The sequence below is a fragment of the Halomonas sp. SL18_1 genome, from assembly GCF_055755715.1.
Genome location: NZ_JBVTRK010000001.1, coordinates 1,250,383 through 1,263,970 on the forward strand (window position 1 = coordinate 1,250,383; position 13,588 = coordinate 1,263,970).

Here is a 13,588-nt window from a genome sequence, read left to right on the forward strand (position 1 = left end):
ACTACCGCCTCACTAGTACCGCATCCAGGCTCACCGGCACCTCGTCGCCGATCTGCTCGTAGCCGAGCAGCAGCATCACCGAGCGCAGGGTCGGGTCGGCCATCAGCTCGCGGCCGTCCAGCGCCACCCGCTCGGCGTTGGTGACCCGCACCCGCTCCGGCGCCTCCCGGGTAAAGCGCACCGCCAAGGACTCGTGGCGGGTGGCGTTGCCGGACTGCACCGAGAGCTCGAGGACCTCCACCAGGGAATCACCCACGGCAAGGGCCTCCAGGCGCTCCGGCGGGAAGCGGGTGGTGAGGGTCGCCATGGGTCGCTCGGTGAAGCCCGAGAGCCAGGGCGGCAGCGGGCCCAGGCGCTCGATCACATCGCTCTGGGCCAGTCGCAGCGGCAGGCTCAGGGTGCCATCCGCCTCGGCCGCACCGGAGAGCCGGCGCACCTCATGCTGGCGCGGAATCGGCCCCTCCGGGGCGAGCTGCACCACGGTGGCGGCCACCCGCGAATGGGCCGGGTCCAGCTCCCAGGCGGCGGCCGGCAGGGCAGCCAGCAGCGCCAACAGGGCAGCGCCCGGGGTGAGAAAGCGGGTCAACGAGCGGGCAAGAGAGCGAAGGCGCACCGGCGGATCTCCAGAAGGGGCGGGCTCAATGAAGACCGCGCTAGCGGGAGAAGGTGCCGCGGCGGTGGAATAGGCGGGGGAGTGCGGCCGGCTATGGCCTCCTTCATCGCCATTCGCTATCATACGTCGGCGCGTTCGCGCCTCCTACGCTGTAAGGGCCTATAGCTCAGTTGGTTAGAGCAGGGGACTCATAATCCCTTGGTCGCTGGTTCGAGTCCAGCTGGGCCCACCAAGCATCAGGCACTTACGCTTAGCTTTCCCCTTCCTCTCGCTGCTCTTCGCGGTACTTGTCTACGTTGTGTCCATTTGGGACTGTGGCTGATCAACCGCTGTGGCGAGCTTGGGTCATGCCGAGATAGGGTAGCCATGCCTTCTGTGTAGGACTCTCCTCATCGTGGCTCAGCCACAGTAGGATGGTATCGGCCTGCCTGGCTGCTTCTATCCCGATGGCCAAGGTGCTGCGGTTATTCCATGAGCCAAGATGGCTGAATTCCGGTCTTGAAAGGAATCCTTGAGACGATGCTGGTTTACAACGCCACCAAGCAGCAATTCATCGACGATGTACGAGCCAACGTCATCACCGACGCCATTGAGAACGAGGTGGCACGCAGGCTGAACCGCAACTCGCCGCGCAGTGAGGTGACGTCCTGGGAGAACTCCCTTCGCTTCATGATGAGCGTGCTGCTCGATGAGGGCATTCCCGCATCGGCAGGCGTAGCCATCGAATACAACATTCCGCTGACCAACCGTCGCGTGGACTTCATCCTGACCGGCAAGAACCACCAGCGGGACGATGCCGCGGTCATCGTGGAACTGAAACAGTGGCAGTCCGTCGAGGTGACGCAGAAGGATGCCATCGTGCGTACCCAGCTGGGCGGCGGCGTACGCGAGACCAACCATCCGTCGTATCAGGCATGGTCCTATGGCGCGCTGATCGAGGATTACAACGAGACGGTTCGCTCCGAGTCGATCCGCCTGGTGCCCTGCGCCTACCTGCACAACATGAAGCAAGGGGACGCCATCAATGATCCCTTCTACGAGCACCACACGCGCCGTGCGCCGGTCTTTATCTCGCAGGATGCCTTGAAGCTCTCGGCGTTTCTGAGCCAGCACATCAAGTACGGCGACAGCAACGACATCATGTATCGCATCGAGCATGGTGTGATCAAGCCGAGCAAGAACCTGGCGGATGCCTTGGCCTCGATGATGCAGGGCAACGCCGAGTTCCTGATGATCGACGACCAGAAGCTGGTCTATGAAACCGCCATCGATCTTGCGCATCGTGCAGGTAGCGGCAACAAACAGTGCCTGATCGTCAAGGGCGGACCGGGCACCGGCAAGTCGGTGGTGGCCATCAACCTGCTGGTGGAGCTGACGAAGCGCGAGATGATGACGCAGTACGTCTCGCGCAACTCGGCCCCTCGTGAGGTCTTCACGAAGAAGCTGACCGGCACGCGCAAGAAGACGCACATCGATAACCTCTTCAAGGGTTCGGGTAGCTACGTCAACGCCGAGCCAGACACCTTCCATGCCCTGATCGTGGACGAGGCGCACCGCCTGAACGAAAAGTCCGGCATGTACCAGAACCTGGGGGAGAGCCAGATCAAGGAGGTGATCGCCGCGTCACGCTTCTCGATCTTCTTTATCGATGAAGCGCAGCGCGTGACGCTGAAGGACGTGGGTACGGTCGAGGAGATCCGGCGACGTGCGGCCGAGTGCGGCGCCGAGGTGCAAGAGCTTGAGCTAGCATCGCAGTTTCGCTGCAACGGCTCGGACGGCTACTTGGCATGGCTCGATCACGCCCTTCAGATTCGCACCACGGCCAACACCGACCTGGAGGACATCGACTACGACTTCCAGGTGTTCGATGACCCGAGTGCCATGCGCCGGGCGATTCTCGATAAGAACCGCAAGGCCAACAAGGCACGCATGGTGGCGGGCTACTGCTGGCCCTGGGCCAGCAAGAAGGACAAGCAGGCCATGGACATCGTGTTTCCCGAACATGGCTTCGCGGCCCAGTGGAACCTCGATGACGACGGCATGCTGTGGGCGATTGCCGATGGATCAGCAGAGCAGGTCGGCTGCATCCACACTTGCCAGGGGCTCGAGTTCGACTACGTCGGCGTCATCATCGGGGACGACTTCGTGATTCGTGACGGCCGTGCGGTGACAGACGCGGCCAAGCGGGCAGGGCAGGACCGCTCGGTGCATGGCTACAAGAAGATGCTCAAGGAGCAGCCTGAGCATGCCCGTGGCCTGGCGGACCAGATCATCAAGAACACCTATCGTACGCTGATGACGCGGGGCCAGAAGGGCTGTTACGTTTATGCCACGGACCCCGAGACCCGAGAGTACTTCGCAGCCTATGTTCGTTCTCAAGCAGCGACCGAGCGACTGGACGCGTCTGAGGACGCCGAAGTGCTGGATGGTCTGCACCTTCCCATCGTGACGCGTGACCAGGCAGCGCCATTCGAGCGCCATGTGCCCGTCTACGACTTGAGCATCGCCGCCGGCGAGTTCAGCGATATGCAGATCGCCGAAGCCGAGCATTGGGTCGAGCTACCGGATTTCATGCGCGCAAGCCCCGGCCTTTTCGTCAGCCGGGTAGTGGGGGAGTCGATGAATCGGCGCATCCCCAATGGCGCCTGGTGCCTGTTCCGTGCCAACCCTGGTGGCACACGGCAAGGCAAGGTCGTCGTGGTACAGCATCGAGCCATCGAGGATCCGGATCACGGCGGCAGCTTCACGGTAAAGCTGTATCAGAGCGAGAAGGTCGAGGAGTACGGCGAGTTCGTGAACCAGCGCATCGTGCTGAAGCCCCAGACCAACGCCTTCGGCTACAAGGATATCGTGCTCGAGGACGAGCTTGAGGACCTGAAGGTCATCGGCGAATTCCTCTCCGTGCTGTGAGCGAGTGGGCGGCTGGATGGTCGCCCATGCCGATGCTGGCTGGATAGTGGGCAACAGAGCAGGCATGCTCACTGCTATCCGATACCGTAGAACCAGGTGAGCCCTAGATGTCAGACCCGTTCAAGCAGCTTCGCGACGCCATGGACCAGTTCGCCACCGAGCGCGACTGGGACCAGTTCCACTCGCCCAAGAACCTGGCCATGGCGCTGACGGTGGAGGCAGCCGAGCTGCAGGAGTGCTTCCAGTGGCTGACCGAGGCGCAGTCCAGGGAGCTGGATGAGCAGCAACTGGCCGCCGTGCGCGACGAAATTGCCGATGTGCAGCTCTATCTGATCCGGCTGGCGGGCAAGCTGGACGTGGATATCGAAGCGGCATGCCGGGCGAAGATAGACAAAAACGCGGCAAAATACCCTTCAGATCGGGTGAGGGGCAGTGCTAAAAAGTACACACATTACGCCGATGGTGAAACAGATTGAGTTGGGCTTGTCCCTGCTGCTATTGGTCGCAGTTCACGCTGTGGCTGATGACGATCAGGTCGACGAGACATGCGGGCAGATCAGCCCGGAGATCGAGCAGGCACGGAAGACGCTCAAGCAGACAGGGACGGATACCGACTAGCCGGAAAGGTAGCGGCGAGGTGGTACCAGGGCGGAAGGCTTCAGGGATAGGAGGTCCCCTTGAGCAAAAGGACTGTATTTGCCCAGAATTTAATAAAATAAAAAAAGAGATAAATATCAGTGTAAATTTCTTCGTTTCATGAAAATGAGAAGGTAAGTATTTTGAGAACTGCAGGGAAGACCATGAGTAATTGTGAGCAAAAAATAAAGACGTTAGTGGATATTGTTTATAACTTTAAGCCAGGCTCGCAGCTTAAGAACTTTATAGGAAGCGCGCGATTCCCGAATTTCAAGGGCCTAGAGAAAGATTCAGAGATAAAGTTCGACTTTCCGTTTACTGCAATTGTAGGAGCAAATGGATCGGGGAAAAGTTCTGTTTTGCATGCTTTACATGGGATGCCTGAGGGCGAGAGTACCGCGGTTTACTGGTTCTCAACTGAATTAGACCCAATTGAAGCAAAGAGGAATAATCCGCCGCGATACATATATTCGCATTGGCACGAAGAATATAGAAATTATGTAGAGACAAGAAAGGCACGTGTCTATAGTACAGTCAGGAAGTATGAGTATTGGGAGCCAACTAAGGCTACCAAAGGCGACGGTATGGCTAGTATGCCGTCCGGAAATTATTCAAGGAAAGATCAAGATAGATGGAATCCCGTTGTTCGGCAGGTTGTTAATCTGAACATGAGGAGCGTAGTTGGGGCTTTTGATAGGGCTTTTAGTTATGGGCTTCCCTTGTCAGATTTACGAAAAAAACATGCCGAGATGAAAGCCGGGCGAAAAGAATTAAACGTGTTTTGCGAGAGGGGATTAAAAGCTGGCATGTCAGCGGAGGGCCGGAGAGAGTTTTTGAAAACAGAGTTTTAAGTAATGAAGAAGTTGGCTGGATCTCTTGTATTCTAGGCAGGGAGTACAAATCCGCCTCTTATCTAAGGCACTCCCTTTATTCTGGGCAAAAAAGTGAAGATGTTAGTGTCGTTTTTGATAGGGGGATAGAGTACTCAGAGGCTTTTGCAGGGAGTGGTGAGGTCTCAGTAGTTGAGATTGTGGTTAATGTTCTCTCAGCTGATGATTACGCCCTCGTTCTTATTGATGAACCTGAGACATCTCTGCACCCAGGAGCTCAAAGAGAACTCCTGAGCTTTCTCCTCGAACAAATTAAAAGGAAAAAACTACAGGTTGTAGTTTCAACTCATTCGATGGAGTTTTTATCAGGTTTGCCTGATAAGGCAATAAAAGTGGTGGAGGCGCAAGATAATGGAAAATCTATCATATTAAACGAGTGCTCTCCCTATGTGGCCCTAAATAGGCTTGGCAAAAAAACCGGAAAGAAAGCCATTCATGTAGAGGATGTTTTGGCCAAAGTCCTGGTTGAGCATGCGTTAAGTGCAATGGACCATGGTGAAGTAGAGGCATGCGAGGTTGTAGTGGCGCCAGGTGGTGCTAATGAGATTTTGTGTTATCAGGTGCCTGGACATATTATATCTGGGAGCGACTGTTACGTTCTTTTAGATGGTGATCAGAAGAACGTTCATGAGTTCACAAAACCAAGCTCTATACCTGACTCCCAAAGTCATCAATTTGGTGATATAATACTTACGGAAGTGGGTGTAAACCCCAAGTTCTCACTAAGTGGCGGTAATAACCCCAAGGGAACTCAGCAAGAAAAAATAGAAAAGCAGAAAGAGTATCTTGAATGGGTTGGAAAGCGTTTAAAGTATCTCCCCTGTCAATATCCGGAAGAATTTTTTTTGGAAGAGATTTTTGGTATCGCTCCAGGTAGCTTTCAAGATTCTGATGCGGCTAAGCTGGAGTTGAGGAAACAGCTTCCAAGCAGCTTAGGTCCCGGCGAAGAAGCCGTGGCGCTCAAAGTTTATTTGGATAATATCCCTGAAAGTAATGCCACTTTTGTTGAGATAAGACGGCAAATTAGAGAATGGCTTGGATGAGGTCTTTTAAGTTTAGCTATGGTTAAAGATAAACAGTTAGTTGCTATAGACCTTTTTAGCGGCTGCGGTGGCTTAAGCGAAGGCCTGAAACATTCAGGCTTTTCTGTGCTTGCCGCTATAGAACTAGACTTGAAGGCGGCTGAAACATACAGACTGAATCATCCAGAAGTCTCATTGCTGAATGAAGATATAAAAAAAGTTGATCCTGTTGAGCTTATGGAAAAGCTTAATGTGAAGCCGGGTGAAGTTGATCTTATTGCTGGCTGCCCTCCATGCCAAGGCTTCTCTAGGCTAAGGACTAAGAACAAGTCAAGTTCTGTAAGAGATGAGCGCAATGACTTGATTGAAAGTTTTTATGTTTTTGTTAACGCAATCAAGCCAAAGTGCGTAATGCTTGAAAACGTTCCTTCTATTGCGGACGACGATAGGTTTTTAAAAGTGTATGAGGAGCTCAATAAAGCTGGATATCAATGTGTTTACGATGTCTTGGACGCCTCTGATTACAATGTTCCACAGCGCAGAAAAAGGTTGATATTGCTTGGCTCTAGAGTTGGCAAGGTGAATCTGGCCGAAAAGAGCTTGAAGAAAAATACAGTCAGGCATGCTATAGAAGGGTTAGGGGCTGCCGGTGATAGCGGCGACGAGATTCATGACATGCCTGAGAAAAGAAGCAAGGAAGTCAAGAACATCATATCGATGATACCTAAAGACGGTGGGAGTAGGTTTGAGCTCCCAGAGAAGTATCATTTGGCATGTTACAAAAGGAGCGGAGGCTTTAGGGATGTTTATGGGAGAATGTCATGGGATAAAGTTTCACCAACCATTACAAGTGGGTGCCACAATCCCTCAAAAGGTAGGTTTTTGCACCCAGAAGATAATCGTGCAATAACTCTTAGGGAGGCTGCTATTTTACAGGGATTTCCTGAGCGATATAGGTTTATTTCAAGCCATGGTAAAGAAAGTATTGCTTTAATGGTGGGGAATGCTTTGCCACCCCCCTTCATAAGAGCCCATGCTGACTCATTAAAAAAATTGCTGATGGACGGCTAGTCGAATTTTGAATGTACAGTGATGGTGTTCGCCTGACACATGCCCCCGTGGGCTCCCTATAGTTAAGCAGTGTTTTCTGCCGTTTTCCTGGGCTCCTTCTTCGTCCCCTTGGGGAGTCCTTTCTTGAAGACGGCATAGGGCGTCGTCCCCTTCATGTTGCGGCCCTGATGCGGCCGTTTCGTGTTGTAGATGACCAGATAATCGTTCAGGTCCTGCTGCATCTCTTCCAGGGCCTCGTACCACTTGGTGCGCCCCTGGATGCGGAAGTGTTCGTCCAGCAGGGTGCGGTGCAGCCGCTCGACGAAGCCGTTGCTCTGCGGTCGCCGAACCTTGGTGGTGCGGTGCTCGATCTCTTCGAGCTGAAGGAACAGCTCATACGGATGCTGATCCTTCCGGCCGCAGAACTCTCGTAAGCGCTCCACGAACCCCACCTGTTGCGGCCTGAGTTAGCCTGGATATTTCATGAGCGCCGCCAGTCGGTGCTCTCTGGTTGTTGATTCGCCGAACGCACCCCACAGCGCATCATGTTGGTCAGTTTTTGATCGATTTCCCGCCGTTTGAGCACACTGCCCCCTTTCCCCCAGTGTTTATTCCGTGCCGGGGACAGCACCGCACCGGTCATCCCGGCACCAGCTTGCGAGCGAGCTTCTGGAAGAGATCCTGATCGGGGTAGTGACTGCTCAGCATCAGGCGGACGCGCCGGGTATTGCGGATCACTACGCCACCGATCTTCAGCAACTTCAGGCGCAGGGTGGTGACCTGGGCCGTGGCGTACGCGGTGCGCTTCAGGTACACCCGGCGCAGCCGTTCCAGCAGCAGGTAGGCCAGACCGGCCAGTAGCAGTCGGTACTGGTTGGGCCACCAGTCATGGCAGCTGGTGCGGTCGGCGAACAGCCATTGCTGCTCCTTGATGCGGTTCTCCATGTCACCGCGCGGGCAGTAGCGGTGGTCATAAAGCCACTGCGGACTGCCGTGCAGGTTGGTCACCACGTAACGGGTGTTGAAACCGCGGTAGCTGGTCTCGGCCTTGACCACTACCTTGCGTCGCGGGCGCTTCCAGCTGTGGGCCGCATAGTCGATGCGCCCGAAGTGACGCTGCTTGGTACGCTCAGCCTCCCAGCGAATCGCCGACTCTAGCGAATATCCAGTGACAGCTTCTCGAGGCGGCTGTTGGTCGCCAGGCCAACGATGTACTCGACACCATGGCGTTCACACCAGGCCAGGATCAGTGGTCGACAGAAGCCACTGTCGCCGCGGAAGACGAGCTTCACCTCGGGCCAGGCCTGACGCAGCCGCCGCACCAGCAGGGCCAGGATGGCGCCGGCATGGTGGGCCGCATCGCGATAGGCCGGGCGCAGGTAGCTGACCAGCAACTGCTGGCCACAGAAGACGTAGAGCGGCAGGAAGCAGTACCCGTTGTAGAAGCCGGAGAAGTGCCGACCGAGCTGCTCGCCATGCACCGGATCGTCGGTGGCATCGAAGTCGAGGATCAACCGCTTCTTCGGCGGTCGCCGGAAGGAGCGGATGAACTGCTCGACGATCTCCTCCTGGATTGCCACCGCCCACTGGCGACTGGCCTGCTGTTCGAAGCGACACAGCGTCGCCTGACTGGCCAGCACGTCGTCGGTACCGACCGCGGTCTGCAAGGCGATGTCGCGACGCAGGGCGTGGTGGTCGTTGAGGTCCTCGTAGCCCAGCGCCAGGCCAAAGACCCGCTGCCGGAGCATGGTCTCGGCCTGATGCCGACAACGGCGCGCAGCCCGCGCATCCTCCAGGCGGCGCGCGATGGTACGGGTCAGCCCCATTTCACGATCCAGTTGGCGAAGCAGCAGGGCACCACCATCGGAGGTGATCTCGCCACCGTCGAAACTGGCGGTGACCTGACGGCCTTTACAGCGTGGAAAGGAGGCGGTCGGCATGGTACATTTCGTCATGGCGGCTGTAGCGGTTGATTCTGGATTAGGCCCTTGAATCATAACCGATTTTCAGCCGCCTTTTTCATGCCTGATGAAATATCCGGGTTAGACCGGTAGAGTGTCTTTCCAGCGCCAGGGCAGCAGCATGCCGAGGTCGTCATCCTCGCCGAGTGTTGGCAGGGTCTCGAACACGAACTGCAGGTACTCGTAGGGCGAGAGGCCGTTGGCCTTGGCCGTCTCGATCAGGCTGTAGATCATCGCGCTGGCCTGGGCACCGCTCGGTGTGTGGCTGAACAGCCAGTTCTTGCGGCCAACGACGAAGGGGCGAATGGCATTTTCTGCTGCGTTGTTGTCCAGCGGGATCAGCCCGTCATCGAGGAAGCGCGTCAGGCGCTGCCACTGGCCATCCAGGTAGTGCAGGGCCTTGCCCAGAGTGCTCTTCGGCAGCACCTGCGTCAGCGACTTGTCCAACCAGGTGCGTAGCTGGGTGATTAGCGGGCGGCTCTTCTGCTCACGCAACGCCTGGCGTGCCTCGGGATCCATCCCCTTGGCCTGCTTCTCCACGGCGTAGAGCTTGCGGATCTGGTTGAGCGCCCAGTCAGCCTTGCCGGTCTTGCCCTTGGGCTGCACCTTCTGCGCCTCGACGAACTTGCGACGGGCGTGCGCCCAGCAGCCGGCATGGGTGATGCCGTTCTTTCGCACCACCTTGGCATAACCCTCGTAGCCATCGGTGACCAGGCGGCCGGCATAGTCACCCAGCAGGCGCAGGGGCACCCGACCGGCTCGGCTGGCGTCATAGTCGAACAGCACCACCTGTTGGCCAGGCGGGCCGCCGCGCTGCAACCACATGTAGGACGTTGAGCTCGCCGGCCGATCCGCCTCGGCGTTGACCTGAAGCGTGGTCTCGTCCATGTGGATCAGCGGGGCCTGTAATAGGTGCTGTCGCAGGGCCTCGACCAGCGGTATCAGTCGCTCGCCCACCTGGACCATCCAGCGGGCCAGGGTGTTGCGCGGTATCTCGGCGCCGTGTCGGGCAAAGATCTGGCTCTGCCGGTAGAGCGGCAAGGCGTCTTGGTACTTGGCGGTGGCCACATAGGCGAGCAACGTCGGGCTGGCGTTACTCTTCGGCAGCAGCTTGGCCGGCGTCGGGGCGATCTGCACGCCCTCCTCGCAGGTGGGGCAGCCGTACTTGAGGCGCACATGGCGGATCACCTCGACCCGCGCCGGCACCACATGCAACTCCTCGCTGATCTCTTTGCCGATCTCCTTAAGCCCGGTGCCGTCGTGGTGGCAATGCCGGGCATCCTCGGGGAGCTCATGGACGACCTCGACGCGGGGCAGTTCGGGCGGTAGCGCCACGCGGCCACCACGGGTGCGGCGTTTGGCCGGCTGATGGGGGTCGGCCGGTGCGTCAACCTCATCGTCAGCCGTGCCATCCTGGGCGCTGGTCTCTTCCTCGTCGACCGCTGCTTCGGCCTCGTTGATGAGAAGGTCACCCTGCGCGACACGGTACTTTTCGGTGGAGGGACCGAACTGACGCTCGATGGCCAGGCGGAACTGCTCGAACAGCGCCGCCTTGGCGGCTTCCCACTCTGCCTCTTCTTCTCCATCAGCTGATGGAGACGCGCGATCTCCTCCTGCTGAGCACGCACTTGGCGCTGCAGTTGGGAAACGCTGGCGGAAGACGTAGAGGCCGACGAAGTCATGCCGATATTTTACCAAGCAGCGCCACCGGAGGCAGCAAAAAAGTCAACCAACTGCCTGAAAATCCAACGCCTTATGAGGCTGCATGGCGCTGAGATCATAGCCGTCAAGAAGCCAGTTCAGCTCTTGGCCCGAGAGCGTGACGGTGTCACCCTCCAGCCGATCCGGCCACTTGAAGCGCTCCCGCTCCAGGCGCTTGTACCAGACCACGAAGCCGTTGCGCTCCCAGAACAGCAGCTTCACCTTGTCGCGCTGACGGTTGCCGAATACGAAGACCGCCTCCTCGAAGGGATTGAGCTCCATGGCCTCCTGAACCAGCAGGGCCAGTCCATCGATCTGCTTGCGCATGTCGACCGGCTCGCGGCACAGGTAGACGCGCAGTCCCGTGTCCGGCCGAATCATGGCGTCACCTCCACGGCGACGAAACGCTGCGGGCGATGACGAGGTGGCACAGGTACATCCTGCACCACCAGACGCTGCTCCCACGCCAGCAATGACGCCAGCTCCAGCCCTTGCTCTTCGGCGTACTCGCTCAGCGGCAGTTGCCGAGAGGAGGCATGGAACAGGTGGCCCAGCCAGAAGGCCTGTGTCGATGTCAGGTCGGTCATGGTGTCCTCCTTGGGATCGGGTGACACCAGTCTGATGGACACTATTCAGTTGCAGAAGATGGGGTTTGTGGAGCGCTTACGAACTCTCGGCCGTTGTCGCTGAGCACCGTGCTGACTTTGGCGTTGTGGGCCTCGAAGAAAGGCAGCACGTCGTTGTTGAGCACATGTACTGCCGTGGTGGGCAGTTTGCCGACCCCCTTGAGCGTTCCGACGAAGAAGGTGCCGACGGCGACCAGTTCGCCGGTGTGGTGGACTTCGATATGCCGTTCGCGAAACTCAGGGCTGAACCGCTCCAGGTGGCGGACTTGATCTTCGGTCAGCTCGATCTTCTGCTCGCGTGTAGCTCTCTCGAGCCGCAGGAGGCGTTCATGGCGGGTCAGCCAGTCATGACGCCCCCAGACGCCTCTGACGCCCGTAGAGCTGACCTGAATGCCTCGTAGGGCCAGTTCTTGCGCGACACGAACCGGGCCGTGAGTGGAGAAGGCCAGGAAATCGGGGACGTACCCCTTTTTCCAGCTGGGCCCACCAAATACCCTACTTGCCGTTGCGCCGTGATGCGCTGTCTACCGAACTGCTCCGGATGTGGGTGTGGGTGGGGATCCCTATCTGTCAACGTAGTTGTCACCTAAACGGATTGAGAGGTGATCAGCGTGCGTTACCCCGCAGAGCGTAAGGAAGCCATCCTCCGGAAGATGGCGCCGCCCATGAGCATGACCATCCCGGAACTCGCCGAGCAGGAAGGCATCACAGCGACAACCCTCTACAATTGGCGGAAACAGGCCAGAGCACGAGGACAGGTTTTGCCATCACGTTCGACCCAGCCCGACCAGTGGACCAGCCAGGAGAAATTCCAAATCGTCCTGGAGACGGCCCCGATGAACGAGGCCGAGCTCAGCGCCTATTGCCGTGAGCGTGGGCTCTACCCCGAGCAGGTGGAGGCCTGGCGGGATGCCTGCATGAACGCCAACGATGAGGCGGCAGCGCAGGCCAAGCAGCTCCGCCAGGAGCGCAAGGAAGAGAAGAAGCGGCTCCGCCAGTTGGAGCGTGAGATACGCCGCAAGGACAAGGCTCTGGCTGAGACAGCGGCGCTGCTGGCCCTGTCAAAAAAGGCCGAGGCGATCTGGGGCACGACCAACGACGAGGACGACTGACCAGCCTCCCGGATCGCCAGCGCATCGTGACCCTGGTGCAAGATGCCCAGCATGACGGTGCTCGGCTGGCCAAGGCCTGTCAGGTGATGGGCATCAACGTGCGGACCTACTATCGCTGGGTCGCCGACGGCGAGGTGACGGCTGATCGCCGCCCCGATGCCGACCGCCCGGAACCGGCCAATAAGCTATCGCCTGAGGAGCGGGAGGCAATCGTGGCGCTGTGCAACGCCCCGGAGTATCGGAGCCGCCCTCCGGCCTTCATCGTGGCCGATCAGGCGGACAAGGGCCGCTACCTGGCCTCTGAGTCGACGATGTATCGAGTACTGCATGAATACGACCAGCAACATCACCGGGGCCGGCAACAGGCCCCACAGCGCAAGCGCCCGCCGACCACGCATCAAGCCACCGCGCCAAACCGGCTTTGGTGCTGGGATATCAGCTGGTTGCCAGGCCCAGCACGCGGCACTTGGTGGTACCTGTATCTGATCATGGATGTCTTCAGCCGCAAGATCGTTGGGCACGAGGTCTACGAGACGGAGACCGGCGAGCTGGCCGCCGAGCTGATTCAAAAGGCCTGCTGGCGAGAGCACCTCACGGATCGTCACAAGCCCTTGATTCTCCACTCAGATAACGGCAGCCCGATGAAGGCAGCGACCTTCCTGGAGAAACTCTACGACCTGGGCATCACCCCGTCGTATAACCGTCCACGGGTGAGTAACGACAACGCCTTCGCCGAGTCGGCCTTCAAGACGCTGAAGTACCGGCCGGGTTTTCCCGTCGATGGCTTTGCCACCCTGACCGAGGCGCAGGAGTGGGTCCAGCGATTCACCGAGTGGTACAACCAGGAGCATCGGCACAGTGCGCTTCGCTACGTCACGCCGAGTCAGCGTCATAGCGGCGAAGCCGAAGGTATCCTGGCGAAGCGCCGGGAAGTCTTCGAGGCGGCGAAGCAGCGCCACCCGGGACGCTGGTCAGGTGGCATCCGGAAACTCAGTTTGCCAAAGGTCGTGTACCTAAATCCCGAGCGGGAACCGGTGCCACAAGCAGCAGGATTTTAAAGAGCCAGA

General features: G+C 58.2%; 9 protein-coding genes, 1 tRNA gene and 4 pseudogenes. 7 read left to right on the top strand and 7 right to left on the bottom strand.

What is annotated here, in order from left to right; translation table 11 throughout:
• Position 1: 1 nt before the first annotated feature.
• The gene (locus ACSJDS_RS06340) at positions 2-613 is read right to left on the bottom strand and encodes a hypothetical protein (RefSeq protein WP_473032525.1); all 612 of its coding nucleotides are present in this window, start codon (positions 611-613) and stop codon (positions 2-4) included.
• A gap of 155 nt (positions 614-768) precedes the next feature.
• On the opposite strand from ACSJDS_RS06340, the gene ACSJDS_RS06345 reads away from it, so the two are divergent.
• From ACSJDS_RS06345 to ACSJDS_RS06370, 6 genes are all read left to right on the top strand, one after another.
• Positions 769-845: transfer RNA gene (locus tag ACSJDS_RS06345), tRNA-Ile, on the top strand.
• 287 nt (positions 846-1,132) lie between these two features.
• The gene (locus tag ACSJDS_RS06350; protein ID WP_473032526.1) at positions 1,133-3,523 is read left to right on the top strand and encodes a DNA/RNA helicase domain-containing protein; all 2,391 of its coding nucleotides are present in this window, start codon (positions 1,133-1,135) and stop codon (positions 3,521-3,523) included.
• 107 nt (positions 3,524-3,630) lie between these two features.
• Positions 3,631-3,999: a nucleotide pyrophosphohydrolase gene (locus tag ACSJDS_RS06355; protein ID WP_473032527.1), complete on the top strand. Its 369-nt coding sequence runs from the start codon at positions 3,631-3,633 to the stop codon at positions 3,997-3,999.
• Positions 4,000-4,323: 324 nt separating this feature from the next.
• Entirely contained in the window at positions 4,324-5,010 is a 687-nt protein-coding gene (locus ACSJDS_RS06360) for an AAA family ATPase (RefSeq protein ID WP_473032528.1), read from the top strand.
• On the top strand, positions 4,941-6,092 hold the full coding sequence (locus ACSJDS_RS06365; protein WP_473032529.1) for an ATP-dependent nuclease: 1,152 nt from the start codon (positions 4,941-4,943) through the stop codon (positions 6,090-6,092). The genes ACSJDS_RS06360 and ACSJDS_RS06365 overlap by 70 nt, the downstream gene beginning before the upstream one ends.
• 18 nt (positions 6,093-6,110) lie before the next feature.
• Positions 6,111-7,142: a DNA cytosine methyltransferase gene (locus ACSJDS_RS06370; RefSeq protein ID WP_473032530.1), complete on the top strand. Its 1,032-nt coding sequence runs from the start codon at positions 6,111-6,113 to the stop codon at positions 7,140-7,142.
• Positions 7,143-7,204: 62 nt separating this feature from the next.
• Here ACSJDS_RS06370 and ACSJDS_RS06375 read toward each other — a convergent pair.
• From ACSJDS_RS06375 to ACSJDS_RS06400, 6 genes and pseudogenes are all read right to left on the bottom strand, one after another.
• Positions 7,205-7,552 (bottom strand): annotated as a pseudogene (locus ACSJDS_RS06375) (integrase core domain-containing protein); the annotation flags it as partial.
• Between the two features lie 208 nt (positions 7,553-7,760).
• Positions 7,761-9,076 (bottom strand): annotated as a pseudogene (locus tag ACSJDS_RS06380) (IS1380 family transposase).
• 87 nt (positions 9,077-9,163) lie between these two features.
• Positions 9,164-10,764, bottom strand: a pseudogene (tnpC, locus tag ACSJDS_RS06385) (IS66 family transposase).
• 43 nt (positions 10,765-10,807) lie between these two features.
• On the bottom strand, positions 10,808-11,164 hold the full coding sequence (gene tnpB, locus ACSJDS_RS06390) for an IS66 family insertion sequence element accessory protein TnpB (RefSeq protein WP_027961197.1): 357 nt from the start codon (positions 11,162-11,164) through the stop codon (positions 10,808-10,810).
• Positions 11,161-11,370 carry a hypothetical protein gene (locus ACSJDS_RS06395; RefSeq protein ID WP_473032531.1) on the bottom strand — a complete coding sequence of 70 codons (210 nt, stop codon included), beginning with the start codon at positions 11,368-11,370 and terminating at the stop codon, positions 11,161-11,163. Before ACSJDS_RS06395 ends, tnpB begins: the two co-directional genes overlap by 4 nt.
• A gap of 68 nt (positions 11,371-11,438) precedes the next feature.
• Positions 11,439-11,858 (bottom strand): annotated as a pseudogene (locus ACSJDS_RS06400) (transposase family protein); the annotation flags it as partial.
• 204 nt (positions 11,859-12,062) lie between these two features.
• On the opposite strand from ACSJDS_RS06400, the gene ACSJDS_RS06405 reads away from it, so the two are divergent.
• Positions 12,063-13,579 (top strand): IS3 family transposase gene (locus ACSJDS_RS06405; RefSeq protein WP_473032532.1). Its coding sequence is split into 2 segments (ribosomal slippage): positions 12,063-12,497 and positions 12,500-13,579, totalling 1,515 coding nucleotides; the frame shifts between segments, so codons are not numbered across the junction.
• Positions 13,580-13,588 lie beyond the last annotated feature (9 nt).

Bases quoted from the DNA above. Each gene is read 5' to 3' on its own strand.
- ACSJDS_RS06370 (WP_473032530.1), top strand. From the start codon at position 6,111: ATGGTTAAAGATAAACAGTTAGTTGCTATAGACCTTTTTAGCGGCTGC.
- tnpB (WP_027961197.1), bottom strand. From the start codon at position 11,164: ATGATTCGGCCGGACACGGGACTGCGCGTCTACCTGTGCCGCGAGCCG.
- ACSJDS_RS06395 (WP_473032531.1), bottom strand. From the start codon at position 11,370: ATGACCGACCTGACATCGACACAGGCCTTCTGGCTGGGCCACCTGTTC.
- ACSJDS_RS06360 (WP_473032528.1), top strand. From the start codon at position 4,324: ATGAGTAATTGTGAGCAAAAAATAAAGACGTTAGTGGATATTGTTTAT.
- ACSJDS_RS06355 (WP_473032527.1), top strand. From the start codon at position 3,631: ATGTCAGACCCGTTCAAGCAGCTTCGCGACGCCATGGACCAGTTCGCC.
- ACSJDS_RS06350 (WP_473032526.1), top strand. From the start codon at position 1,133: ATGCTGGTTTACAACGCCACCAAGCAGCAATTCATCGACGATGTACGA.